A 24002-nucleotide genomic window follows, 5' to 3' on the forward strand; every position below is an offset into this window, starting at 1 on the left:
CAGCAACACATGCGCGACGTGTCAATGGGAACTACTGGCCCTTTACCTGACGCGCATAATCATCGGCGCAGAACCAACCGCGTGACGATTTAACCAACATATCCTCGCCCAATTCCCACTCTTCCCATCCCTGAATGTCCAATGCGTTGCCCGTGCCCGCATCATGGCCCATGGCCAACAAAGGTCCAGACATAGACCGCATGATTGCCCGCGATCCTCACGTCATCGCAGGTAAGTTTCAAATCTGGAACGTCGGCAAAAAAACCTGCGGCCATGTCCCTCAAACGGTCCCGACCCTCCCAAGGGTCACCGTGGTTGATCACAATTTCACCGTCCTTGGCATAATGGGCCGCAACGGCCTATGGTTTGCCAGAATTACAAGCCGCGGTGTACTCGTCCGCCTTGGCACGCAGCACCTCTATTGTCAGTGACGTGAAAAGCTATTCAAAATGGAATCCGATGCCGCTAACACACTTCAGACTGTTTGAAGAGACAAATAGAGACACCAGCGCGCGGTTCACCGAAACACGCTGGTAAACTCTGCCTGAATTCTAGCCGTAAGACGACACGTCGGTACCGGCCAAAGCCGCCGTGTTCAGCAACCCGCGCACCGTGGTCGAAGGCGTCACAATGTGAGCGCGGTTGCCCATTCCCATCAAAATCGGCCCCACTTCAAGCCCTTCGGCAACCGATTTCAATATGTTGCGCGTTGCACCGGCTGCGTCGGTATTTGAATAAACCAACACGTTTGCTTTGCCCTCAAGTCGGCCACCCGGAAACAGACGGTCGCGAAGGGCGGGGTCAAGTGCCGCGTCAGTGTGCATTTCGCCTTCATACTCGAAATCCGGCTCTTGCTGATCCAATATTTCCAGCGCACCGCGCATAACGCGACCCGAATGGCTATCTAGGTTGCCAAACTGGCTCCCGGAACAAAGCGCCACCTTTGGGTCGACCCCAAATCGGCGCACATGGCGAGCCGCGGCAATCACAGTCTCCGCGACCTGCTCCGGCGTCGGCTCAATATGAACATGTGTATCGGCCAGGAATAGTGACCCCTTGTCCAGAATGATCAATGAAAGCGCGGCAACTGGGTGCAATTCCTTGTTGGCCAACACCTGGGTGACATAACGCAAGTGCCAACGATACTCGCCAAACGTGCCGCAAATCATACTGTCGGCGTCGCCCCGATCCACTGCAATTGCTGCAATCGCTGTGGTATTGGTTCGCAAAATGGCTTTTGCAGAATCCGGCGAAACCCCCTGCCGACGCAATTTTTCATGATAATGCGTCCAATAGTCCCTAAAGCGCACGTCATTTTCGGGATTGATCAGCTCAAAATCCTGACCCGGCTTTATCTTAAGCCCAGCCCGTTCCAGCCGCCTTTCAATCACTTCGGGGCGCCCGATCAAGATCGGTGTATCAACCGTATCTTCCAGCATCGCCTGCGCACACCGCAATACACGCTCATCCTCGCCTTCTGCAAAGATAATGCGGCGACGTGTTCGGCTGGCATCCTCAAATACGGGGCGCATGATCATAGACGAGCGGAAAACCTGCGCTTGTAGATGATCTTCATAAGCATGCAAATCAAGGTTTTTAGTCGCGACACCTGACTCGATTGCCGCACGGGCCACCGCAACAGCAATCGTCGGCATCAGTCGCGGATCAAACGGTTTTGGGATCAGGTAGTTGGGACCAAAAGACAATTCCTCGCCATGATACGCCTGCCCCACTTCGGCACTCGTGGTTTCACGCGCAAGACTGGCAATAGCTTCAACGCATGCCAGCTTCATTGTGTCATTGATTTCGGTCGCTCCGACGTCGAGCGCGCCCCGGAATATGAATGGAAAACACAGAACGTTATTCACCTGATTGGGATAGTCAGATCGCCCAGTTGCAATCAGCGCCCCCGGCGCAGCTTCGCGCGCCTCCTCCGGCATGATTTCCGGTGTTGGGTTGGCCAGCGCAAAGATGATTGGATCATCCGCCATCTGTTCGACCATTTCCTTGGTCAACAAACCGGGGCCAGACACACCAAGGAACAAATCAGCGCCCTCCATGGCTTCCATAGTGGTGCGTTTTTCGGTTGGCTGGGCAAATTCAGCCTTTTCCGGTGTCAAATCGTTGCGCTGCTTGTGCACGACACCCTTGCTATCCAACATAAGGATATTCTCGTGTTGTACGCCCATCGTCATCAGCATTTTGAGGCACGCAATACCTGCCGCCCCTGCGCCAAGTGCCACAACCTTGATGTCTTCCACGTTCTTTTTGGCCACGATCAACGCGTTGTAAGCTGCCGCCGCCGCCACGATTGCGGTGCCATGTTGGTCATCATGAAACACCGGAATGTTCATTCGTTCACGGCAAATTCTTTCAACAAGGAAACAGTCCGGCGCCTTGATGTCCTCTAGGTTTATCGCCCCAAAAGTAGGCTCCAACCGACAAACCAAATCTGCAAGTTTCTCAGGATCCGGCTCGTTCACTTCAATGTCAAAGCAATCAATGCCCGCAAATTTTTTGAAAAGAACCGCTTTGCCTTCCATAACGGGTTTGCTGGCTTGCGCACCGATATTGCCCAACCCGAGCACAGCCGTTCCATTTGAAATGACCGCAACCAAATTTCCCTTGGCCGTATACCGGGTGGCATCCGATGGGTTCTTTTCGATTTCCAGGCAAGCTTCGGCCACACCAGGACTATAGGCCCGACTGAGGTCCCGGCCCGTCGTCATTGGTTTGGTGGCACGAATTTCCAATTTCCCCGGCTTGGGAAACTCGTGATAATTCAATGCCGCCTGCCGATCGCGCTCGTCTACTTTCTTGTCCTTAGACATGCTTACCCTACTCCTCAAGTTCCCTCAGATGGCTTATCGCCGCCCCATCAGTCTGGCCATATCCAACATACGGTTGGAAAAGCCCCATTCATTGTCATACCAGCCAAACACCCGCAGCAACCCGCCCACCGACACAGACGTTTCCCGCCCACTCAAGATGAGCGATTCTGGTCGCGCCCGCAGATCTGTCGACACCAGCGGTTTTGTGGTCCATCCGATCAACCCAGCTTGCGCCTCAGCCTGCAACAATGTGTTCACAGCCTTAACATTAGTGGGAGTGTCTGTTTGGATTGTCAGGTCAATAGCTGAAACGCTCGCTGTCGGTACGCGAATTGCACGGGCCTCAACCCGGCCACTCAAATGCGGGAGAACCTTATCGATCAACCGTTGCGCAGACGTAGTGGTTGGCACCATAGAAAGTGCCGCCGCCCGGCTCCGAGCCAGATCTGCGCGCGGTTTATCAACGGTCGGCTGGCTACCTGTATAACAGTGCACAGTCGTCATGTGGCCGCTAACCAACCCATATTCTGTATCCAAAACGCGCAGCAATGGCGCAAGCGCATTGGTCGTGCAGGACGCATTGGACACAATCTTGTGCCCCTCTATCAAATGCTCGTTCGCCCCCATGACAACCGTCATATCCGCTTCGTCCGAAGGACCGGATATCAAAACAGAACGCGCGCCTGCGGCCAAGCCACGTTCTGCAACCGCCCTCTTTCCCGCCATCCCCGTACATTCGAGAACAACGTCAACATCGCCCAAATCCAAGACGGAAATATCGCGTTCGCCAAAAAACGGAATGGTCAGATCATCAACAGTCAGCGCCTGGTTGACAACGTCGACTCGCCCCGGGTAGGCGCCAAAAACGCTATCATACTCAAACAGATAGGCACAGGTATCCAACGGCTCTATATCGTTGATGCCAACAATCTCGAATTCCGAATGTGTTCCTTTGGCCAAAATACGCAACAGCGTTCGCCCGATCCGGCCAAATCCGTTGATGAATATACGAATGTTGCGATCAGCCATTCCGCCGCTCCCGCCCTGAATTTGCTGGCCAATTGAACGTGTTTAGCCGGGAAAGGCCACCCTAAAAGCATGGGGCTAAATGTCCACTTTGATGGCGACACCCTTTTCGATTGCCAGATCAACGACCTTGGCCGCGACGGCCAAATCCTGCAAGCCCACTCCGGTGCCATCAAACAAAGTTATCTCATCCGCGCTTTGTCGCCCTGGATGATCTCCGTTGATGACCCTCCCAATTTCAATAACAGCATCAGACGCTAATGCACCCGACGCTACCGCGTGTTGCGCTTCACCAATACTGATCGACTGAGCGACTTCATCGGTAAACACCAAAGAATTTGCTAACAGTCTCGCTTCAACTTCTTGTTTTCCTTTGGTATCCGTTCCCATACACGCAATATGAGTGCCGGGCGCGACATGATCCACCATCAGAATTGGCCCAAAAGATGAAGTGATCGTGATGATGACATCAGCCTCGCTCAAATCTCCCAATTCGACCGCCTCAAAAGGCAAGTCGGCATCTTCCGCAACCTTCTGAATGTTTGGCAACATTTCGGGATGACGATTCCAGCCAATCACCTTTTCAAAGCTGCGTTGCTCTAACGCGGCTCGCAGCTGAAATGTAGCTTGATGACCGGCGCCCACCATACCTATGACGCGCGCATCGGGCCTCGACAGATGTTGAATGGACACTGACGAAGCCGCTGCTGTACGCAAAGCCGTCAAAAGATTACCTCCAACCATCGCCACAGGTCGACCAGTGTCCGGGTCAAATAAAAAGACGGTGGACTGGTGATTGATCAGGCCGCGTTTTTCGAGATTGTTTGGCCAATAACCGCCGGCCTTTAAACCCAAAGCACCACCCAATTGATCAAACCCGCCTTTAAATCCATAAAGCGCATTCTCATGGCCAATCGCTTCGCGAACCACCGGGAAATTGTTCGCACGCCCCGCTGCCATGGCTGCAAACACCTGCTCCACCGCATCAAACGCGGCCTCACGCGACACAAGGCCCGCAATCTCTCTCTCAGGCACAATCCACATTGACCCGTTCCTCCTTCATCTTGCCGGAAATACTTCGGGGGTGCGGGGGCTGGCCCCCGCTCAGTCGGATCGGCCAGAGGCCGATCCGAAAACACTCTCGCTGTGTTTAATAGGCACGCCCGCGCGCAGACACTGGCCAAACACATTCAACTTTGCCGCCTCGAACACCCACATACCAATCATGCACATTGCAAGTCGGGTCACAATGCCCCGGCACCAATCGCAGTTTTTCGTTTATTGCCAAAACACCCGACGGATCACCCACGACACCGTGCTCATCCGAACACTTCAGATACTCAACATCATCTCGCCCAAAAACGACCGGCAATCCGCTATCCACCGACTGCGCCTTCAGCCCAGCATCAACTATGGCCTTGTCCGATTTAGTGTGGCTCATAACGCTGGTCAAAAGGAACAGCGCATTCTCCCACTCACCCTGATCAATGCGTTTGCCGTCCTTGTCTAGGATACGCCCATAATCGGCATCCATGAAAGCATAAGAACCGCACTGCAATTCGTTATAAACACCTGAATTACTTTCAAAATAGTAGGACCCTGTCCCACCACCAGATACCAACTCACACGTAATCCCGGCATCAGACAAGGCCGACACGGCGTCGCTTACCATACCGATGGCAATATCCAGTTTGGCTTTGCGGTCCTCGTAGCTGTCCATATGCTGCATGGCGCCCTGATAGGCCTGAATGCCCGTAAAGCTTAGGCCATCTGCGGCCTCAACCGCTTGCGCAATCGCCACAACGGCGTCGGACGAATTCACGCCACAGCGACCGGCACCACAATCGATTTCGATGAAACAGTCGATCTGCGTTCCATGACGAACCGCCGCCGCAGACAATTCCGCCACATTAGCCAAATCGTCCACGCATACAATTGTGCGCGCACCAAACTTGGGCAGCCGCGCCAACCGATCGATTTTGGCTGGGTCACGCACCTGATTGGACACCAGAACATCTTTGATGCCACCGCGCGCAAATACCTCGGCCTCGCTCACTTTTTGGCAGCAAACGCCAATAGCTCCGCCCAAACGCTCTTGCAACTTGGCCACATCGACAGACTTGTGCATTTTGCCATGCACTCGATGGCGCATCCCATGCGCTTTGGCATAATCGCCCATCTTCACAATGTTGCGCTCCAGCGCGTCCAGATCCAGAATCAGCGCCGGAGTTTGGATATCTGCTTCGTTCATGCCAGGCTTGGCCGGGATATCAAAGCCCACTTCGTATTGGTCTAGATTGTTCATATCTTTCATCTCTCTCACCCGTTCATCCATGGAAGTTTGTCCAAGTCGACGTTCCCGCCTGTTATGATAATGCCGACACGTTTGCCTAAAAATGCTTCGCGGTTCTTCAGGATCACGGCCAACGGCACTGCACTCGACGGTTCCATCACCACCCGCAGATGCTTCCACGTCAGCTTCATCGCATCGACGATCTCTTGCTCGGAGGCCGTATATATCTCCGACACGTGAGTGCTCACAAAATGCCAGGTGCGCTCTTTCAACGGCACCAACAATCCGTCCGCAATGGTCTGGGGCGCGTCATCGGCAATGATGTGTCCCGCCCTGAAACTACGATAGGCGTCGTCCGCCTGTTCCGGCTCCGCTGCTATTACCTGTGTTTCCGGGGCCAGAGTTGCCAAGGTCAAGCAGGTGCCCGAAATCATGCCTCCACCACCGATTGGCGCAACAATCGCGTCCAGCCCGTCAGTTTGCTCCATGAATTCGCGCGAACAAGTACCCTGCCCGGCGATCACGCGCGGGTCATTATAGGGATGCACAAAATCCCCTCCGCTCGCCGCCTGAACTTCCGCAAAGGTCGCCTCGCGAGAAGTTGTGGACGGATCACACTCAGTGATCACACCGCCATACCGACGCACAGTGTCTTTTTTGGCCTGCGGCGCGGTTCGTGGCATAACCACATTGCATGGAATCCCCCGCAACATCGCCGCATAGCTCAGACATGACGCGTGATTGCCAGACGAATGGGTCGCCACACCTTTCACCGCCTGCTCCTTGTCCAGACCAAAAACCGCGTTTGTGGCCCCGCGCACCTTAAAGGCACCCGGTTCCTGAAAGTTCTCGCACTTGAAGAACAGTTGGCATCCCGCCACTTCATTCAGGTAATCCGAGGTCCGCACCGGCGTACGCCGAATATGTGGCTTAATGCGTTCATGCGCAGCAAGCATATCCTCGTATGTGGGAATATACATGGAAACGTCCTTTATCACGCAGCTTCTTTCAGCGGCTTTGCAGTTGAGCCGCGGTACACCTCCTGCGCAGCCGCAACCCCGGACCCCAGTCGAATATCCAACCCAAGGTCTGCCATACACATTTCCGCCGTCGCAATGCCCGACAGAGCCATGACATCCGTCAACATGCCCAGATGGCCAATGCGGAACACCTTGCCCGCTACGTCGCCCAGACCCACGCCAAAAGCGACGCCATAGGTGTCAGCGGCATGTGTCACGAACTGTGTCGCGTCAAACCCATCCGGTGTTCGAATGGCGCTGACACTGTCAGAATACAAATCGGGCGACGCCGCACAAAGTTCCATTCCCCACGCATGCACCGCCGCGCGCACTCCGCTCGCGATACGATGATGGCGGGCAAACACATTTTCAAGGCCTTCCGCCAGCAGCATGTCGCACGATTTGTTCAGCCCGTTCAACAGCCCAACCGCAGGTGTATAAGGATATCCATTGGCCGCATAACTGCGCCCCATATCGCGAATGTCAAAGAACGTACGTGGCAACGTCGCGGCCTCAACCATCTGCATCGCCTTGGGCGAAAACCCGACGATGGCCAGCCCGGCCGGCAGCATAAATCCCTTTTGCGAGCCGGTGACAGCGATGTCGACACCCCACTCGTCCATGCGGAAGTCCATCGAGGCAATCGAGCTGACGCCATCAACATACAGCATCGCCGGATGACCCGCCGCATCCAAGGCCTTGCGCACTGCGGCAATGTCGGACTTCACGCCTGTCGCGGTTTCATTATGCGTGGCCAAAACAACCTTGATCTGGTGACTCGTATCTGATGACAGAATTTCTTCGAACCGATCCGCTGGCAGACCCAGCCCCCATTCGGTTTCGACAACCTGAACGTTCAGACCATGTCGTTGGCACATATCGATCCACCGATGCGAGAACATCCCGTTGCGCGCGGCCAAGATCGTGTCACCCGGCGACAACGTGTTTGTCAGCGCCGTTTCCCAGCCACCGGTTCCAGTGGATGGGAAAAAGAAAACCTCAGCGGTCTCGCTCTTGAGCACTTTCTTCACTCCAGCGCGCGCTGGATGCAGCATCTCTGCAAATAGCGAGGAGCGATGATCCAATGTGGGCATATCCACAGCACGGCGCAGCGCCTCGGGCATGTTGGTCGGACCGGGAATGAAAACCGGGTTTTGAAAGCTCATTTGAATGCCTCCTTGGCTTGATCGACTTTCAAACTAAGGAGATCAAGGTTTCGGGGCAATTTTTTTGAAAAATACTTTCATTTATTACCAAATTGCTTTTCTTGCTTTTATTTCAATATTTTAAATTTTTTCACTCATCAAATTCGTTTTTCAAAAAATTCCAAATGCAGTTTCTCACATCCCGTCATTGAGGCCAGAATCTGGGCCCAAAACAAAAAAACCGCGCCGTAGTGGCGCGGTTTAAAACCCAAATCACTATGCCTGCTAACGCTAAATCCTTCTGACCTCAGACGCCTTGAAGCATTATCGCAGCTTCATATGCCGGTTCACATCCTTGTAGAGCAGATACCGAAACTTTCCCGGCCCTCCCGCATAACACGCCTGCGGGCAAAACGCGCGCAGCCACATATAGTCCCCCGCTTCAACCTCAACCCAGTCTTGGTTCAGACGGTAAACCGCTTTGCCTTCAAGCACATAAAGCCCATGCTCCATGACATGGGTTTCGGCAAAGGGGATCACGGCACCGGGCTCAAAATTCACGATATTCACGTGCATATCGTGCCGTAAATCATCCGAGTCGACAAACCGCGTCGTTGACCAGCGACCATCAGTATCGGGCATTACCGTCGGCGCAACGTCGGTGTCACTTGTTACAAAAGCCTCGGGTGCATCGATCCCCGGCACAGCTTCATAGATCTTGCGGATCCAATGAAACCGAGCCGACTTGTCGCTCGTATTGCGGATTTGCCACTGAGTTCCCGCTGGAATATAGGCATAACCGCCTTCTGCCAAGACGTGCTCGTTGCCGTCAATTGAAACGATACACTGTCCGCCCACCACGAACAAAACGCCCTGCGCCTGCGTATCCGGCTCGGGTGCATCGCTGCCCCCACCCGGTGCAACTTCTACGATGTAATGAGAAAATGTCTCAGCAAACCCGCTCATCGGACGGGCAATTACCCAAACCCGCGTATCTCTCCAAAAAGGCAGGTTCGACGTGACAATGTCCGTCATTGTACCCCGCGGGATCACTGCGTAGGCGTCTGTAAATACTGCCCGATCCGTCAAAAGCTGTGTCTGGGGCGGCAAACCGCCCTGCGGGGCGTAGTAGTTGGACTGAGACATTCCGAAACCATTTTTGCTGAAGTTACTCTTTATGAAACCCGCTTGCGCTCCTTAGGCCAATACCAAAGCACGCCTCTGAATGCTGAAGGATTATTCTGAAAAAATTGAAAATCTCGAGCGAACACTTGGCGAATGCTTAATGCTCATCAAAGGGTTCGATCAATTGCGGCCCGCTGGCGCGGTTGGAATTCACGGCACGATCAACCGAATGGAAAGACAATAGCGAACTATCTGGTGCCCGCATCAGCGTAGCCGCACCATGCCCGTTTTCGCCCAGCCAAAGCCCCCAGTCATCGGGCGATATCACAACGGGCATCCGATGATGAATACGCGACATCGTGTCGTTGGCGTTTGTCGTCACAATGGCACACGTGTCGATCACCTCTTCGTCTTGTGTCCAGCTTTGCCACACCCCTGCCAGCGCAAGCGTGTCATCACTCTGGATATACCAAGGCCACCGGGCACCCTCGTTATCCTTGGTCCACTCATAAAACCCGCTGACCGGTATCAAACACCTTCGTTCTCGACAAGCTGCACGAAACGCTGGTTTTTCCGCTATCGTCTCTGCACGCGCGTTGATCAGTAACGGGCCGCCACTCGGCTTCTTATACCAACGTGGGATAAACCCCCAGCGCATCGAAACCAGGCGGCGCGGGCTGGTTTCTTCGCCCAAAACCACATGAATCTGAGTGGTCGGACAAACGTTGTAGTTTGGAACCCCCGGCAAATCATTAGCGGGCGAAGCTGCAAAAAGCTGCGCCATCGCATCTGTGGGCAAGGTAATTGCAAATCGCCCGCACATTTACCGATAAGCCTTTCGGGCCAGCTCAATTCTGGCCTCCATCCTCGACATATCTTTCATAATGTCCCGGCGGCGGGTGCGATCGCCTGTCTCACGCAAATCATCGCGCAATTTCGCAAGTTCACGCGACAACGATACGTACTCGGGCACAGCCCCGCTTTCTCGGACCAATCGGTTGATAAGCGCGTTTTCAGGGTCCTCTACCCTGGGTAGGGGTTTGCCCGCGCCTGCCAGATTATCAAACTCTCCAGCGGCTTCAGCTTCCTTGATACGCTGATTAATTAGATCGAACAGCGGATGATCCATGGTGCCCTCAACAAAAAACCCCCGCCAGTGTCCCGGCGGAGGTTTGAAAGGTCAAGCATGACCCGATTTGTGTTTCGCTTATTTTGCAGTGATGCGCCCATCCAAATACGGTTTGAACGGGCCTTGCGCGGCAAGGAACTCAGCTGTGACATCGGCCAGATCGGGGCCAAAGTCATAGGCGTTTTGCGCATCCCTGAACATTTTGTAGCCATCGCCGCCGTTGCGAACATAGTTGTTGGACACAACGCCATACACCTTGCCCATATCAATCGGCGATCCGCCTACCATCACGTCGCTAACACGGCTGCCTGCGGGCTGGCTCACGTCAAATGTGTAAGACATCCCAGCCACCTGCGGGAAGCGCCCCGCGCCATCTTCGTGTTGGCTAACCCCGTTTTCAAGCGCAGCCACAATGGTCTCACCAGACACTTGGAACGTCGAAAGCGTGTTCTGGAATGGTAGCACCGTGAGCACTTCGCCCATCGTCACTTCACCGCCATCAATCGAGGCACGAATGCCACCGCCGTTTTGAATGGCAATCTCGACGCCCTGATCCTTGACCCGGTCAAGCATCGCATCAGCAATCAAGTTACCCATCGCGCATTCGGCTGCCCGACATGAGCCGCGCTCGCCATCGATTGGCTCAGCTGTCTCAGCGACGACACGGTTGCGGATTTCTTCCAATGGCGCGGCAGCTTCTGCAATACGCGCTTTAGTGGCTTCGTCCTCGGCAACAGAAGCATCCATAATGATTGGCTCACCAACCGCCGCCGTCAACTCACCAGCGTCGTTGAACGTTACATTCAACTCGCCAAGGAATTTACCGTAGGCATAGGCCTGAACGATGGCTGTATCACCCACCATTGTAGGGTACGGTCCCTGCGCTCGGTCAGACGTGTTGGACAGCAACGTGTTAGAGTGGCCACCCACGATAACGTCTACGCCGGTGGTCTCGGCTGCGACGCGTTGGTCGACCCCATATCCAGAGTGGGACAAAACAATAATCTTGTTCACGCCCATCTCGGTCAGCTTGTCGACTTCGCCCTGCACAGCTGCAACTGGGTCAGAGAATGTAACGTTCGGTCCTGGGCTCGCAAGCTCATCTGTATCTTGCGGTGTCAAACCAATCAGGCCAATTTTTTCTCCACCTTTTTCGATTACGGTGGATTTCATCAGCGTATCAGCCAGCAACGCTTCCTTGCTGACATCGGCATTGGACATCAGAACCGGAAAGTTTACCGAATCCATGAATCCGCGCAGCACTTCGGGGCCATCGTCAAATTCGTGGTTGCCCACGGTCATGCCATCATAACCCAGCTTGTTCATCATCTCGGCGGCAAGTTTGCCCTTGTAATATGTATAGAACAACGTGCCCTGAAACTGGTCGCCACCGTCTACCAGAATCGAATTGTCCGTACGCTGACGCGCTGCTTCGATCGCAGTAACAAGTCGGGCCGAACCGCCAAAACACTTGCCTTCAGCGTTGGATTCTTCATTACAGCCAGAGTCATATTTCGAGATTGGCTCAAAACGAGCGTGGAAATCGTTGGTGTGCAAAATGGTCAGTGAATAGTCGGCAGCAGCAGCACCGGCGCTCATCGCCAAGGCGGCAGCGCCTGTCATCAGATACGTTTTCATGGGAATCCCCCTATTGTTTTTGTCCTTCTGGTCAAATGGTGCCCTTCATGGCGCTGCATTGTCAAAGGTTAACGGCGCTTGACCTAACGACGGCTACGTTGCATTTGGACGTATGCTGATTTTCAAGATATTACGGGCCGAAGAATGGGCCGACTTGCGCGCCAATGGGCGCAGTGATGGAGCGCCGGTGGATGTGGCGGATGGGTTTGTGCATTTCTCGACGGCTGAACAGGCCGCCGAGACCGCAGCCAAGCACTTTGCCGGGGTTGATGGCCTGTTCCTTTTGGGGTTGGAAAGTGAACCGATGGGCGATGACCTGAAGTGGGAACCATCCCGCGGTGGCGCACTTTTTCCGCATCTTTACAGAGAGTTGCGGATAGAAGATGTTACTTGGGCGCAACCGTTGCCTTTGACTGACGGGGTGCATCAATTTCCGGCGGGACTGGGAATATGAAGGCGCTTGAAGCACTCGGAATGAAGGCCCTGCGCAGTCTCGATCCAGAGGTCGCACATGGGTTGGCCATCAAGGCATTGCAGATGGGCGCGGCCCCGGCGCCCGGCAAAATCACATCTCCTCGTTTGGCCACGAAACTGGCTGGAATCGTCCTCTCTAATCCTGTGGGTCTGGCGGCTGGCTTTGACAAAAATGCGACTGCTTTGAATGGCTTAGCCAAAGCCGGCTTCGGCTTTTTTGAAGTGGGCGCAGCCACGCCAAAGCCGCAGCCGGGCAATCCGAAACCGCGCCTGTTCCGCCTGAGCGAAGATGGAGCGGCGATCAATCGGTTTGGGTTTAACAATGACGGTATGGACGCGATTGGGGTGCGGCTTGCGAAGCGGCCTTCAAGTGCCGTGATCGGTTTGAACCTTGGGGCGAACAAGGACAGTGAAGACCGGGCCGCGGACTTTGCCAAGGTGCTGGCCCATTGCGGCGCGCATCTGGATTTTGCCACTGTTAATGTCAGTTCACCTAATACCGAGAAGCTACGGGATTTACAGGGAAAATCGGCACTGACCGCGCTTTTGCAAGGCGTGGTCGAGACGCGAAATGACCTCGAAAAATCGGTTCCCGTCTTCCTGAAAATCGCGCCTGACTTGACCGATCAGGAGCTTGGCGAGATTGCTGAAGTGGCTGTGGAAACTGGCATTGATGGGATCATTACAACCAACACAACACTGTCTCGAGAGGGGTTAAAAAGTGCCTATCGGGGCGAGGCTGGGGGGCTATCGGGGAAACCACTTTTTGTCAAATCTACCAAGGTGTTGGCGCGTGTTTCTCAACTGACTGAGGGGCGCATCCCGCTGGTTGGCGTAGGGGGCATCAGCAACGCGGACGAGGCATACGCGAAAATCTGCGCCGGGGCGAGTGCTGTGCAGCTTTATACGGCGTTAGTTTATGGCGGATTGTCGCTGGCTGAGGACGTGATCCGGGGGTTGGATCGGCTGTTGGAACACGACGGATTTGACAATGTGGCGGACGCCGTAGGCAGCAAGCGCGAGGACTGGTTGTGATCACGATCTGGCACAATCCGCGCTGTTCAAAATCGCGACAGACACTTGCAATTATCAAAGAAAAACAAGAGATTACGGTGCGTCTCTATCTTGAAGACGCGCCCTTTCTGGAAGAGATCGAGCAGGTTCAGAGCCTGCTAGGAACAAGCGCGATTGCGATGATGCGGACTGGCGAAAAACGCTTTAAGGAGCTTGGCTTGTCCAAGACCGATCCGGACGAAAAACTTCGGGCCGTGATGGCGGAAAATCCCATTCTGATTGAGCGTCCCATTGTGCTGGCCAACGGCAAAGCAGCTATTGGACGGCCACCGGAAAGCGTGCTCGAAATCCTTTAGAACGCAACGTCGGTATCGCGTCGGTATTACGTCGGTATCCCGTCAGTGTCATTTTTTACGTCTGCCAGCGCCTCTAGCCGGGGATAACGCAAGCCAAGCGTGACACCGCGCGCCACAAAACTGATCAGCAGCGCCGCCCAAAGCCCGTGATTGCCCATGAGAGGCACCAGTGCCAAAACTGAACCCACGTAGGTCAAGAGAGACAATGCCATCATATTGCGCATCTCGCGGCTTTGAGTAGCGCCGATAAAGATGCCATCAAGCATCCAGCTGGCCACACCGAATATTGGCGCCGCCACCATCCACGGCAAATACTCACGTGCGGCTGTGCGCACCTCGGCGGAGGTGGTCATGATGTCGATGATCGCCCCGCCGGCCAACGCAAAGCACAGCGTCATGGCGATTGCGCACCCCACGCCCCAAAGGCTTGACACATAGGCGGCACGGCGCAGGCCCGTGCGATTGCGCGCGCCAAGCGCCTGCCCGACCAGCGCTTCAACTGCAAAGGCGAACCCGTCCAGCGCATAAGCCGTGATTTGCAGGAATTGCATCAACACCTGATTGGACGCCAATGCCACGTCGCCAAATTTACCCCCCATGAACAGGAAACTGACAAAGATGCCCTGAAGCATGAGCGAACGCAGCAGGATGTCGCGGTTAACGGTGGCCATGCGGATTAGGCGGACGCGGTCAAAAACACGCGGCCAGTCGCGCCAGTCCGGGCGGCTGAACGCATCGCGGCACAGCCAGAGCGCCAGCGCAAAGCCGCTCCATTCCGCAAGGAACGTGGCAAAGGCCACACCCTCGACGCCCCATCCCAGACCAAGCACGAACCATAGATCGAGCAGGATGTTGAGCCCGTTCATCCAAACCTGAATAATCAGCACCGCGCGGGCGCGTTCCAACGCAATCAGCCAGCCGGTCAACCCATAGAGCGCAATGGCGGCGGGTGCCGACCAGATGCGGATCGTCAGATAATCGCGGGCCAGCGTTTCGACCTCTGGGCTGGCAGGCGACAAAAGGAAAGCACCGCGAAACAGCAGCGCCTGAAGAAGCATAATCAGAACACCACCGGCGACGCCAATCATCAGCGCGCGCATCAACAGCGCGGTAACTTCGCCCGATTCGCCCGCGCCATGGGCCTGCGAGACAAGGCCGGTCGTGCCCATACGCAGAAAGCCAAACACCCAGTAGAGTGCAGACAGAATGATCGCCCCGATCCCCACAGCGCCAATGGGCGCCGCCGCACCCATCTGGCCGACAACGCCGGTATCAACCGCGCCAAGGATTGGCACGGTGGCATTGGCCAGCACGATGGGCAGCGCGTTTTTCAACACACGCCGATGAGTCACCGGGGCAAAGTCAGCCATTGTGTTCGGAATTGCCTGTGGATCGCGGCGGCATTAGAAAATGGCCTGTGCCTTGGGCAAAGAGCACATTTCGCTGATCCTGCCATGCCTCGACATGCACCGACGCATAGCGACGGCCAGAGCGGTTCACGCGGGCACGTGCATAGGCGTCACGTGGCAGACCTGAGCGCAGGTAGTCGACGGTAAAGTCGATGGTTTTCGGCATACTGGGCAAATGACCAAGCGATAGTTGTTCGGTATCTATGCGCCCTGTTTCGATATCGTCCCACAGCACGGACCATGCCAGGCCAATCACAGCTGTGGTTTCCAGAAAACCCGCCGTGACGCCGCCATGGATGGCCGGCAGCATCGGGTTGCCGATCAGTTTGTTATCAAAAGGCAAGATTGCCGTAAGTTCATCGCCGCGCCGGTCAAACTCGATACCAAGGAACTGGATGTAGGGCACGCCATGCACGAGCGCAGACAGAGCTGTGTCGCGGCGGTGCTTGACCGTTTGAACCGGTTCAGGACGAGGACGCGCCATTATTTCGTCTCCACGGTAAAGGCGCCGGTTGCTGTGGCAACGGGCGATTGCGTGTCATCATCGGTTGCCGTGGCGCGCACAAAGGCGACGCTGCGGGTGATGCGGTAACATTCGGCGCGGGTGCGAATGGTTTGGCCGGGCGTGGCGGGGCGCATATAGTCGATCCGAAGATCAATGGTCGCGGTGGCCGCAGGCGAGGACGGGTGGCTCATTGCCGCCGCACCACAGCAGGTATCCATCAGGGCAGAAACCGCGCCGCCGTGAATGACCCCGGTTTCCGGATCGCCAACGATGCGCAGATCATAGGGCAGTTCCATCTCGGCCTCGCCATCGCCAATCCCCGTCAGACGCATATTCAACGCCTTGCAATGCGGGATTGCGCTGATGAATTGTGCGGCGATTTTGGCTTTGTCGGGGGTCATGGCTGGCTCCGAATTTGGCGACGCCCTCTTTATGAGCGTCATTTTGTCTGTAGAGCAAGCGATGGTTGCTCTCAGTCGTCAGGCGGCATAGTTTTTCACGACGAGGGAGAGTAGTGATATGTCTGATGATCGCCTGACGTTCAAAGAAATGTGCACACGGTTTGACGTGACGCCCAGAACGCTGAGGTATTACGAGTACATCGAGCTGTTGCAACCGGACCGTGAGGGTAGATCGAGGTATTTCGGACCGCGAGAAGTGGCGCGGATGACGCTGATCATGCGGGGCCGACGATTCGGCATCAAACTGGAGGACATCCGCCAGTGGCTGTTGATCTATGAGCACGAGGGCACAGAGGCGCAGATGCAGGCCTTTGTCGAAATGGCAGATCGCCAGTACGAAGAGCTGATCGAACAGCGCAAACAGCTGGATCAGGCAATGGACGAGCTGAAAACACTGCGTGATGAGACCGCTGAAAGCCTGAACAAGGGCGCCTGAGACGGCTCTGGCGGGATTTGGACGTGACGTCACGAACTGTTGTTCAAGCACTTACCGCCCTGTTGGATCGGCGGCGACATTTCCGTTTTATTTCTAAATATCAATTGATTGCCAAATAAGTCGCGCGCGGCGTTAGCTGATCTGGCCAGCAATAAGCCCGGTGGATTACTTGACGCAACGTCTTACTTACGTCAACGTCAAGCACTATATTAGAGCTATGGGCACACCTGACGTGTCCCGAACTGGATTTGACCAAGGAGGTTGCCATGAACGATACTTTGATGACCATCCGCGAGATGTGCGACAGCTATGATGTGACACCGCGCACGCTGCGGTTTTATGAGGCTAAAGAGCTGTTGTTTCCGATCCGCGAAGGCCAGAAGCGACTATTCACAAAACGTGATCGGGCGCGGCTGAAACTCATCCTTCGTGGCAAGCGGTTTGGCTTTTCGCTGGAAGAAATCCGCCAGCTGCTCGACCTTTATGACATGGGCGATCAGCAGGCGACGCAACTGCGCCGCACTTACGAAGTGGCACAGCAGCGCCTGAAGGACATGCAGGAGCAACGTGATGAGCTGAACGAGGCCATTGATGACCTCGAAGAACAGCTCAGGTGGGGGGAGAAGATACTCACCTCGCTGGATAACGAAAAAAAAGCTGCTGAATAAGCCTAAGCCAAGATCAAGGGAACAGACATATGCCCACCTATACCGCCCCTGTCAAAGACCTGCAGTTCGTGTTGCATGACGTTTTGAACATTACGTCATCCGACATTCCCGGCTATGACGAGCTGGACGCCGATTTCACCAATGCCGTGCTGGAGGAAGCGGGCAAGCTGACAGGTGATGTGCTCGCGCCATTGAATGTGGTGGGCGACAAGGAAGGCTGCCGGTTGGAGAACGGCGTGGTCTATACGCCGACTGGTTTTAAGGCCGCGTTTGAGCAGGTCAAAGAAGGCGGCTGGCCCGGGCTGGACATGCCCGAGCAATATGGCGGGCAGAACATGCCCTATGTGATTGGTACCGCCGTGGGCGAGATGTTCTCGGCCTCCAACCAGGCGTTTACCATGTATCAGGGCCTGACCCACGGTGCGGCTTCGGCCATTCTGGCTCATGGCACGGACGAACAAAAAGACAAGTGGCTTCCAAAAATGGTGTCGTGCGAATGGACCGGCACCATGAACCTGACCGAACCACATTGTGGCACTGATCTGGGCCTGATGCGTACCAAAGCAGAGCCGCAGGACAACGGGACCTACAAAATCTCAGGCCAAAAGATCTTTATCTCGGCAGGCGATCACGACATGGCCGACAATATCGTGCATCTGGTGCTGGCAAAAATCCCCGGAGGACCAGACGGCATCAAGGGCGTATCGCTGTTTATCGTGCCCAAATTCCTCGTCGATGACAAAGGCACAATTGGCGCACGCAATGGCGTATCGGTCGGCAGTATCGAAGAAAAAATGGGCATCCATGGCAATTCGACCTGTGTGCTGAACTATGACGAGGCTGAAGGCTACCTCTTGGGGCAAGAGCACAAAGGCATGCGCGCCATGTTCACGATGATGAACGAAGCACGACTAGGTGTCGGCATGCAGGGCATGGCACAGGCCGAGGCGGCCTATCAGAATGCTGTAATCTATGCCAATGACCGCCTGCAAGGGCGTGATGTGACAGGCACAAAGAACCCCGAAGGGCCGGCTGATCCGCTGATTGTACACCCCGACATCCGCCGCTCGCTGATGGATCAGAAGAGCTTTGTCGAAGGTGGACGCGCCTTCCTGCTTTGGGGGGCTCAGATGATCGACGCAGCTCACCGCAAAGGCGACAAGGATGCGGACGGCCTGATCTCGCTGATGACCCCGGTGATCAAGGGCTTTCTGACCGACGAAGGCTATGACATGACGGTCAAGGCGCAGCAGGTTTATGGCGGGCATGGCTATATCGAAGAGTGGGGAATGTCCCAATTCACCCGCGATGCGCGGATTGCCATGATCTATGAAGGTGCCAACGGTGTTCAGGCACTTGACCTTGTGGGTCGCAAGCTGGCGCAGGACGGTGGCAAACACGTGATGGCGTTTTTCGATCTGGTCAAATCCTTTTGCAAGGAAAACGGCGATGACGAGGCGATGGTCGACTTCATCGAGCCCCTGAAAACCGCGTCCAAGGATCTTCAGGCAGCCAGCATGTATTTCATGCAGAACGGCATGAAGAACCCCAACCACGCATTGTCTGGATCTTATGACTTTATGCATCTGTTTGGGCATGTTTGCCTGGGCCTGATGTGGGCTCATATGGCCAAGGCTGCCAATGCGGCGCTGGTTAATGGCGCGGAGGACACCGCGTTTTATGAGACCAAGCTGGCCACCGGGCGCTATTATATGGCGCGACGCCTGCCCGCCACGTCGATGCACTTGGCGCGGATCGAGTCGGGTGCAGACACGGTTATGGCGCTGGACGCCACCAGTTTCTGAGGCGACGGCGGACAATATTGTCCGCCCTACGCAGCCGCATCGAATGGAGGACAGATGCCCAAACGATTTCGCCTGACCCGCCGCTTTCCAGTCGCCATGACCGAAGACGGCTATCGCAAGCTCAAGAGTTTTGCCGCAGAGGCTGGCCTGGACGAAGGCGAAGCGCTGTCCTTTTTGTTCGAGAACTTTGACGCGGTGACAGATCACGATGGGCTGGCGCACCGGTTGCGCATCTTCAATTCCGAACTGGAGGCGCGCAAGCGGTGAGTGGGTATGTTCAAAATGTAAAACTTGCGCTTGCGGTGCCTTTAGGATGCCTCCGGCGGAAGTATTTTTGGCAAGATGAAATCGGGGGGCGTCCACTCCACCATCCGGCACAACCGCAAACACACAGACTGGCGGGACAGTGGAGCTTCACCTCGCACGGCCATCGGCTCTTCAGCCTGTACCGCACCTGTCACAAAACAGCATTAACCTTAATAACTCGTGAAACCGTCCTGCATTCATCTTGCTGGAAATACTTCACGGGGGTGCGGGGGTGTGAAACCCCCGCTTTTACAACACTTGCCACAGGGAGGCACCCATGACGATCAAACTCTATTGCTTTGGAGAGAGCGGAAATTCCTACAAGGCAGCATTGGCGCTGGAGCTGAGCGGACTTGAGTGGGAGCCTGTTAAGGTAGATTTTTTTGCCGGGGAAACCCGCACCCCGGAATATCGCAGCGATGTCAACGAGATGGGCGAGGCGCCAGTATTGGTCGACGGTGATTTTCGCACCAGCCAGTCCGGCGCGATTCAAGCCTATATCACCGAAAAGTCCGGTAAGTTCGGCGGCAAGGGTAGAGATGAAAACTACGAGATCTTCCGCTGGGTGCTGTGGGACAATCACAAGCTGAGCTCGCAGGCCGGCATGACCCGTTTCCTGATGAATTTCCTGCCCGAAGAACATCGCAATGCGGATGTGATTGCATTTAACCAAGGGCGTCTCAAGGCCGCATATGCGGTGCTGAACACGCATCTTGAGGGGCGCGATTGGATTGTGGGTGACGAGATCACCAATGCGGACATTTCGTGCTGTGGCTATCTGTTTTATCCCGAACCCTTTGGGTTTGACCGCGCCGAATGGCGCAATATGAGCCGCTGGCTCAGCAACGTTGAAAACACACCGGGCTGGAAAGCCCCTTACGACCTGATGCCCGGCTCACCCGCAGATCGCGCGTGACGTTTGGACCGGAAGAGGAGAGCAAGAATGAGCGAAGCTTATATCTATGACGCCGTGCGCACGCCGCGTGGCAAAGGCCGCAAGGATGGGTCCTTGCATGAAGTGACTTCGGTGCGTTTGTCGGCGAATGTGTTGAACGCATTGAAAGAGCGTAATGGGCTGGACGGCCATGCCGTTGAGGATGTGATCTGGGGCAACGTGACCCAGGTCAAGGAACAGGGTGGCTGTTTGGCGCGCACGGCTGTGATGGCCTCTGAACTGGATGAGAGCATTCCGGGGCTGGCCATCAACCGGTTCTGTGCCAGCGGTATGGAGGCGGTAAATCTGGCCGCGAACCAGGTCAAGGGCGGTGCAGGTGATGCCTACATCGCAGGCGGTGTCGAGATGATGGGACGCGTGCCAATGGGATCGGACGGAGCGGCGGTGGCTGTGGATCCGACAGTGGCGATGGAACGGTATTTTGTGCCTCAGGGCATTTCGGCCGATATCATTGCCACCGAATACGGTTTCAGCCGTGATCAGGCCGACGCTTTGGCGGTGGAATCCCAGCGCCGCGCCAAGGCCGCGTGGGACGATAACCGGTTCGACAAATCGATTATCACCGTGCGCGATCAGAATGGGCTGTCCATACTGGATCATGACGAATACATGCGCCCCGGCACCGACATGCAAAGCCTTGGGGCGCTTAAAGCGTCGTTTGAAGAGATGGGCAGAGTGATGCCCGGCTTCGACAAGGTTGCGCTGATGAAGTACCCGCATCTGGAAGAGATCAACCACATTCACCATGCGGGCAACTCGTCCGGGATTGTGGATGGATCGGCGGGCGTGTTGATTGGCAATGCGGAGTTTGGCAAGAAGTTCGGCCTGAAACCACGCGCGCGCATTCGTCAGACCTGCAAGATCGGTACGGACCCGACTATCATGCTGACCGGGCCGGTGCCCGCAACGCAGAAAATTCTGGCCGATAGCGGCATGGCGATTTCGGACATTGATCTGTTTGAGGTAAACGAAGCGTTTGCCTCGGTTGTGCTGCGGTTTCAGCAGGCATTTGATGTCGATCCAGAGTTGGTCAACGTCAATGGCGGCTCGATTGCGATGGGCCACCCGTTGGGGGCAACTGGCGCGATCATCATCGGCACGCTTCTGGACGAGCTGGAACGCTCGGACAAGGAAGTGGGGCTGGCAACCTTGTGCATCGCGTCCGGCATGGGTGCGGCAACCATTATTGAGCGCGTGTGAGGACGAGAAAAATGACCGATTTCACAATGAACGTGGGTGACGACGGCGTCGCCATCATCACATGGGACGTGGCCGACAAAAGCATGAACGTGCTGCGGCGCGCAGCTTTGGGCGATCTGGAACAGATGATCGACGACGTGTTGGCCAATGACGATATCAAGGGCGCAGTGATCACCTCGGGCAAGGACAGTTTTGCCGGGGGAATGGATCTGAACGTGTTGGGAACAATCCGCGAGGATGCGGGGGATGAACCGGCGCAGGCGCTGTTTGACTTTACCATGAGTGGCCACAAATTCCTGCGCAAGATCGAGCGCGCGGGTATGGACCCCAAGACCAACAAGGGCGGCAAGCCGATTGCCACCGCCCTGCCCGGCACGGCGCTGGGAATTGGGTTGGAACTGCCGCTGGCCACACACCGGATTTTTGCCGCCGACAACCCAAAGGCCAAGATTGGCCTGCCCGAGATCATGGTCGGGATTTTCCCCGGCATGGGCGGCACCACGCGGTTTGTACGCAAGATGGGTGCCATGGCGGCGTCGCCATTTCTGTTGCAAGGCAAGTTGGTCGACCCAAAGAAAGCCAAATCCGCGGGGATCATTGACGAGGTCGTCGACGATCCGGTCGCGGCGGCGCGTGAATGGGTGCTGAACGCCAAGGATGCGGACCTTGTGAAACCGTGGGACGCCAAGGGCTACAAGATGCCCGGCGGCGAGCCTTATCACCCGGCGGGTTTCATGACCTTTGTGGGTGCATCTGCCATGGTGAACGGCAACACATGGGGCGTTTATCCGGCGGCCAAGGCGCTGCTGAGTGCGGTATATGAGGGTGCGCAGGTGCCGTTTGACACGGCCCTCAAGATCGAGGCGCGTTGGTTTGTAAATGTGCTGATGAACCCCTCGTCAAGCGCCATGATCCAGTCTTTGTTCATTAACAAGGAAGCGTTGGAGAAAGGCGCAAACCGGCCTGATGTGCCAGATCAGCGCTGTAAGAAGATTGGCGTTCTGGGTGCCGGCATGATGGGGGCTGGCATTGCGCTGGTCTCGGCGCGCGCAGGCATGGAAGTGGTGCTGATCGACCAAAGCCAAGAGGCGGCGGATCGCGGCAAAGCCTATTCCGAGACCTTTATGGACAAGGGCATCAAGCGCAAGAAAGCAACTGCAGAACAAAAAGATGCGATGTTGGCCAAGATCAATGCCACCACCGATCTGAACGCGCTGGCAGACGTGGACCTGATCATCGAGGCGGTGTTCGAAGATCCCGGTGTAAAGGCGGAGATGACCCAAAAGGTTGAGGCGATCATCCCGAAGGATGCGATTTTTGCCTCCAACACCTCAACCCTGCCAATTTCGGAGCTGGCCAAAGCGTCCAAACGAGCGGATCAGTTCATTGGTATTCACTTCTTCTCGCCGGTCGAAAAGATGCTGTTGGTAGAGATCATCAAGGGCAAAGAAACCGGTGATCGCGCTGTGGCAAAAGCGCTGGATTATGTGCGCCAGATCAAGAAGACGCCGATTGTCGTGAACGATGAACGGTTCTTTTACGCCAACCGCTGTATCATCCCTTATATCAACGAGGGGGTCATGATGGCAGGCGAAGGTGTGGGCCTGCCACTGTTGGATCATGCCGCGCAATTGCTGGGCTTTCCGGTGGGGCCAATTCAGTTGGTGGATGAAACATCTCTGGATCTGGGTGCCAAGATCGCCAAAGCCACGATGGCCGCGATGGGCGATGCCTATCCTAAATCGGTGGCCGACGACGTGACATTCTGGATGGTCGATGAGGGGCGTTTGGGCCGCAAAGCCAAGGCGGGATTCTTTGACTATGATGAGAACGGCAAGCGTCAGGGTTATTGGCCCGGCTTCAACGACAAGTTTGCTGAGCTGGACGCACAGCCCGAGTTGATCGAGGTGCAGCATCGCCTGATCTTTGCCCAAGTGCTGGAAGCCGTACGCGCGCTGGAGGCTGGTGTGTTGGAAGATATCCGCGAAGGCGACGTTGGTGCGATCCTTGGCTGGGGCTTTATGCCGTGGTCGGGTGGTCCGTTCAGCTGGCTGGACATCGTAGGCGCACCTTGGGCAGCTGCGCGTTGCGACGAGTTGGAAGCGAAGTTTGGCAACCGGTTCGCGTGTCCGCCGCTGCTGCGCGAGATGGCTGAAAAGGGTCAGTCGTTTTACGGACGGTTTGGGCCTCAGGCCAAGGCGGCGTAA

25 protein-coding genes are annotated in these 24002 nt (G+C 55.7%); 10 read left to right on the forward strand and 15 right to left on the reverse strand.

Features of this window, described 5'->3' with window-relative positions; genetic code table 11:
• Positions 1-31: 31 nt before the first annotated feature.
• From CLV88_RS23270 to CLV88_RS02635, 12 genes are all read right to left on the reverse strand, one after another.
• Positions 32-202, reverse strand: coding sequence for a hypothetical protein (locus tag CLV88_RS23270; RefSeq protein ID WP_243403544.1), 171 nt, complete (start codon positions 200-202; stop codon positions 32-34).
• Positions 162-323: a nuclear transport factor 2 family protein gene (locus CLV88_RS23275; protein ID WP_243403545.1), complete on the reverse strand. Its 162-nt coding sequence runs from the start codon at positions 321-323 to the stop codon at positions 162-164. The genes CLV88_RS23270 and CLV88_RS23275 overlap by 41 nt, the downstream gene beginning before the upstream one ends.
• Before the next feature lie 228 nt (positions 324-551).
• Positions 552-2831, reverse strand: a complete 2280-nt coding sequence (locus CLV88_RS02590) for an NADP-dependent malic enzyme (protein WP_106606784.1) — start codon at positions 2829-2831, stop codon at positions 552-554.
• Between the two features lie 33 nt (positions 2832-2864).
• Entirely contained in the window at positions 2865-3860 is a 996-nt protein-coding gene (locus CLV88_RS02595; protein WP_106606785.1) for a type I glyceraldehyde-3-phosphate dehydrogenase, read from the reverse strand.
• Positions 3861-3935: 75 nt separating this feature from the next.
• The gene (gene bhcD, locus CLV88_RS02600; RefSeq protein WP_106606786.1) at positions 3936-4901 is read right to left on the reverse strand and encodes an iminosuccinate reductase BhcD; all 966 of its coding nucleotides are present in this window, start codon (positions 4899-4901) and stop codon (positions 3936-3938) included.
• A gap of 106 nt (positions 4902-5007) precedes the next feature.
• The gene (gene bhcC, locus CLV88_RS02605) at positions 5008-6171 is read right to left on the reverse strand and encodes a 3-hydroxy-D-aspartate aldolase BhcC (RefSeq protein ID WP_106607074.1); all 1164 of its coding nucleotides are present in this window, start codon (positions 6169-6171) and stop codon (positions 5008-5010) included.
• Between the two features lie 5 nt (positions 6172-6176).
• Positions 6177-7130 carry a beta-hydroxyaspartate dehydratase BhcB gene (gene bhcB / locus CLV88_RS02610; RefSeq protein WP_207797004.1) on the reverse strand — a complete coding sequence of 318 codons (954 nt, stop codon included), beginning with the start codon at positions 7128-7130 and terminating at the stop codon, positions 6177-6179.
• 14 nt (positions 7131-7144) lie between these two features.
• Complete coding sequence (bhcA, locus tag CLV88_RS02615) at positions 7145-8335, reverse strand: L-aspartate--glyoxylate aminotransferase BhcA (protein WP_106606787.1); 1191 nt, start codon at positions 8333-8335, stop codon at positions 7145-7147.
• A 303-nt stretch (positions 8336-8638) separates the two neighbouring features.
• On the reverse strand, positions 8639-9460 hold the full coding sequence (locus tag CLV88_RS02620) for a bifunctional allantoicase/(S)-ureidoglycine aminohydrolase (protein ID WP_106606788.1): 822 nt from the start codon (positions 9458-9460) through the stop codon (positions 8639-8641).
• 136 nt (positions 9461-9596) lie between these two features.
• Complete coding sequence (locus CLV88_RS02625) at positions 9597-10262, reverse strand: SOS response-associated peptidase (RefSeq protein ID WP_106606789.1); 666 nt, start codon at positions 10260-10262, stop codon at positions 9597-9599.
• Positions 10263-10568 carry a DnaJ family domain-containing protein gene (locus tag CLV88_RS02630; protein WP_106606790.1) on the reverse strand — a complete coding sequence of 102 codons (306 nt, stop codon included), beginning with the start codon at positions 10566-10568 and terminating at the stop codon, positions 10263-10265.
• 78 nt (positions 10569-10646) lie between these two features.
• Positions 10647-12206, reverse strand: coding sequence for a bifunctional metallophosphatase/5'-nucleotidase (locus tag CLV88_RS02635; RefSeq protein WP_106606791.1), 1560 nt, complete (start codon positions 12204-12206; stop codon positions 10647-10649).
• A 112-nt stretch (positions 12207-12318) separates the two neighbouring features.
• On the opposite strand from CLV88_RS02635, the gene CLV88_RS02640 reads away from it, so the two are divergent.
• The 3 genes from CLV88_RS02640 to arsC are packed head-to-tail and all read left to right on the forward strand — an operon-like array spanning position 12319 to position 14050.
• Positions 12319-12660, forward strand: a complete 342-nt coding sequence (locus CLV88_RS02640; protein ID WP_106606792.1) for a DUF952 domain-containing protein — start codon at positions 12319-12321, stop codon at positions 12658-12660.
• A complete protein-coding gene (locus tag CLV88_RS02645; RefSeq protein WP_106606793.1) occupies positions 12657-13715 on the forward strand; it encodes a quinone-dependent dihydroorotate dehydrogenase in 1059 nt (352 codons plus the stop codon). The genes CLV88_RS02640 and CLV88_RS02645 overlap by 4 nt, the downstream gene beginning before the upstream one ends.
• On the forward strand, positions 13712-14050 hold the full coding sequence (arsC, locus tag CLV88_RS02650; protein ID WP_106606794.1) for an arsenate reductase (glutaredoxin): 339 nt from the start codon (positions 13712-13714) through the stop codon (positions 14048-14050). Before CLV88_RS02645 ends, arsC begins: the two co-directional genes overlap by 4 nt.
• A 26-nt stretch (positions 14051-14076) precedes the next feature.
• On the opposite strand, the gene CLV88_RS02655 is transcribed toward arsC, so the two are convergent.
• Genes CLV88_RS02655 through CLV88_RS02665 form a run of 3 tightly spaced genes read right to left on the reverse strand, consistent with a single transcriptional unit; the run spans position 14077 to position 16365 of the window.
• The gene (locus CLV88_RS02655) at positions 14077-15420 is read right to left on the reverse strand and encodes an MATE family efflux transporter (RefSeq protein WP_106606795.1); all 1344 of its coding nucleotides are present in this window, start codon (positions 15418-15420) and stop codon (positions 14077-14079) included.
• The gene (locus tag CLV88_RS02660) at positions 15413-15943 is read right to left on the reverse strand and encodes a PaaI family thioesterase (RefSeq protein ID WP_106606796.1); all 531 of its coding nucleotides are present in this window, start codon (positions 15941-15943) and stop codon (positions 15413-15415) included. Before CLV88_RS02660 ends, CLV88_RS02655 begins: the two co-directional genes overlap by 8 nt.
• Entirely contained in the window at positions 15943-16365 is a 423-nt protein-coding gene (locus tag CLV88_RS02665; protein ID WP_106606797.1) for a PaaI family thioesterase, read from the reverse strand. Before CLV88_RS02665 ends, CLV88_RS02660 begins: the two co-directional genes overlap by 1 nt.
• 118 nt (positions 16366-16483) lie before the next feature.
• On the opposite strand from CLV88_RS02665, the gene CLV88_RS02670 reads away from it, so the two are divergent.
• The 7 genes from CLV88_RS02670 to CLV88_RS02700 all read left to right on the forward strand — a co-directional run bounded on the left by CLV88_RS02670 (position 16484) and on the right by CLV88_RS02700 (position 24002).
• Positions 16484-16861, forward strand: a complete 378-nt coding sequence (locus CLV88_RS02670) for a MerR family transcriptional regulator (protein ID WP_106606798.1) — start codon at positions 16484-16486, stop codon at positions 16859-16861.
• Between the two features lie 266 nt (positions 16862-17127).
• A complete protein-coding gene (locus CLV88_RS02675) occupies positions 17128-17529 on the forward strand; it encodes a MerR family transcriptional regulator (protein WP_106606799.1) in 402 nt (133 codons plus the stop codon).
• Positions 17530-17558: 29 nt separating this feature from the next.
• Positions 17559-19334, forward strand: coding sequence for an acyl-CoA dehydrogenase C-terminal domain-containing protein (locus tag CLV88_RS02680; RefSeq protein WP_106606800.1), 1776 nt, complete (start codon positions 17559-17561; stop codon positions 19332-19334).
• A 54-nt stretch (positions 19335-19388) separates the two neighbouring features.
• A complete protein-coding gene (locus tag CLV88_RS02685; RefSeq protein ID WP_106606801.1) occupies positions 19389-19601 on the forward strand; it encodes a hypothetical protein in 213 nt (70 codons plus the stop codon).
• A 316-nt stretch (positions 19602-19917) separates the two neighbouring features.
• Complete coding sequence (locus CLV88_RS02690) at positions 19918-20556, forward strand: glutathione S-transferase family protein (protein WP_106606802.1); 639 nt, start codon at positions 19918-19920, stop codon at positions 20554-20556.
• Between the two features lie 27 nt (positions 20557-20583).
• A complete protein-coding gene (locus CLV88_RS02695; RefSeq protein ID WP_106606803.1) occupies positions 20584-21795 on the forward strand; it encodes an acetyl-CoA C-acetyltransferase in 1212 nt (403 codons plus the stop codon).
• 11 nt (positions 21796-21806) lie between these two features.
• Positions 21807-24002, forward strand: coding sequence for a 3-hydroxyacyl-CoA dehydrogenase NAD-binding domain-containing protein (locus CLV88_RS02700; protein ID WP_106606804.1), 2196 nt, complete (start codon positions 21807-21809; stop codon positions 24000-24002).

It is taken from the genome of Shimia abyssi (genome assembly GCF_003014475.1).
GTDB lineage: Bacteria > Pseudomonadota > Alphaproteobacteria > Rhodobacterales > Rhodobacteraceae > Shimia > Shimia abyssi.

Coding starts and splice junctions, on each gene's coding strand:
- CLV88_RS23270 (WP_243403544.1), bottom strand. CDS start 202: ATGCGGTCTATGTCTGGACCTTTGTTGGCCATGGGCCATGATGCGGGC.
- CLV88_RS02590 (WP_106606784.1), bottom strand. CDS start 2,831: ATGTCTAAGGACAAGAAAGTAGACGAGCGCGATCGGCAGGCGGCATTG.
- CLV88_RS02595 (WP_106606785.1), bottom strand. CDS start 3,860: ATGGCTGATCGCAACATTCGTATATTCATCAACGGATTTGGCCGGATC.
- bhcD (WP_106606786.1), bottom strand. CDS start 4,901: ATGTGGATTGTGCCTGAGAGAGAGATTGCGGGCCTTGTGTCGCGTGAG.
- bhcC (WP_106607074.1), bottom strand. CDS start 6,171: ATGAAAGATATGAACAATCTAGACCAATACGAAGTGGGCTTTGATATC.
- bhcB (WP_207797004.1), bottom strand. CDS start 7,130: ATGTATATTCCCACATACGAGGATATGCTTGCTGCGCATGAACGCATT.
- bhcA (WP_106606787.1), bottom strand. CDS start 8,335: ATGAGCTTTCAAAACCCGGTTTTCATTCCCGGTCCGACCAACATGCCC.
- CLV88_RS02620 (WP_106606788.1), bottom strand. CDS start 9,460: ATGTCTCAGTCCAACTACTACGCCCCGCAGGGCGGTTTGCCGCCCCAG.
- CLV88_RS02625 (WP_106606789.1), bottom strand. CDS start 10,262: ATGTGCGGGCGATTTGCAATTACCTTGCCCACAGATGCGATGGCGCAG.
- CLV88_RS02630 (WP_106606790.1), bottom strand. CDS start 10,568: ATGGATCATCCGCTGTTCGATCTAATTAATCAGCGTATCAAGGAAGCT.
- CLV88_RS02635 (WP_106606791.1), bottom strand. CDS start 12,206: ATGAAAACGTATCTGATGACAGGCGCTGCCGCCTTGGCGATGAGCGCC.
- CLV88_RS02640 (WP_106606792.1), top strand. CDS start 12,319: ATGCTGATTTTCAAGATATTACGGGCCGAAGAATGGGCCGACTTGCGC.
- CLV88_RS02645 (WP_106606793.1), top strand. CDS start 12,657: ATGAAGGCGCTTGAAGCACTCGGAATGAAGGCCCTGCGCAGTCTCGAT.
- CLV88_RS02655 (WP_106606795.1), bottom strand. CDS start 15,420: ATGGCTGACTTTGCCCCGGTGACTCATCGGCGTGTGTTGAAAAACGCG.
- CLV88_RS02660 (WP_106606796.1), bottom strand. CDS start 15,943: ATGGCGCGTCCTCGTCCTGAACCGGTTCAAACGGTCAAGCACCGCCGC.
- CLV88_RS02665 (WP_106606797.1), bottom strand. CDS start 16,365: ATGACCCCCGACAAAGCCAAAATCGCCGCACAATTCATCAGCGCAATC.
- CLV88_RS02670 (WP_106606798.1), top strand. CDS start 16,484: ATGTCTGATGATCGCCTGACGTTCAAAGAAATGTGCACACGGTTTGAC.
- CLV88_RS02675 (WP_106606799.1), top strand. CDS start 17,128: ATGAACGATACTTTGATGACCATCCGCGAGATGTGCGACAGCTATGAT.
- CLV88_RS02680 (WP_106606800.1), top strand. CDS start 17,559: ATGCCCACCTATACCGCCCCTGTCAAAGACCTGCAGTTCGTGTTGCAT.
- CLV88_RS02685 (WP_106606801.1), top strand. CDS start 19,389: ATGCCCAAACGATTTCGCCTGACCCGCCGCTTTCCAGTCGCCATGACC.
- CLV88_RS02690 (WP_106606802.1), top strand. CDS start 19,918: ATGACGATCAAACTCTATTGCTTTGGAGAGAGCGGAAATTCCTACAAG.
- CLV88_RS02695 (WP_106606803.1), top strand. CDS start 20,584: ATGAGCGAAGCTTATATCTATGACGCCGTGCGCACGCCGCGTGGCAAA.
- CLV88_RS02700 (WP_106606804.1), top strand. CDS start 21,807: ATGACCGATTTCACAATGAACGTGGGTGACGACGGCGTCGCCATCATC.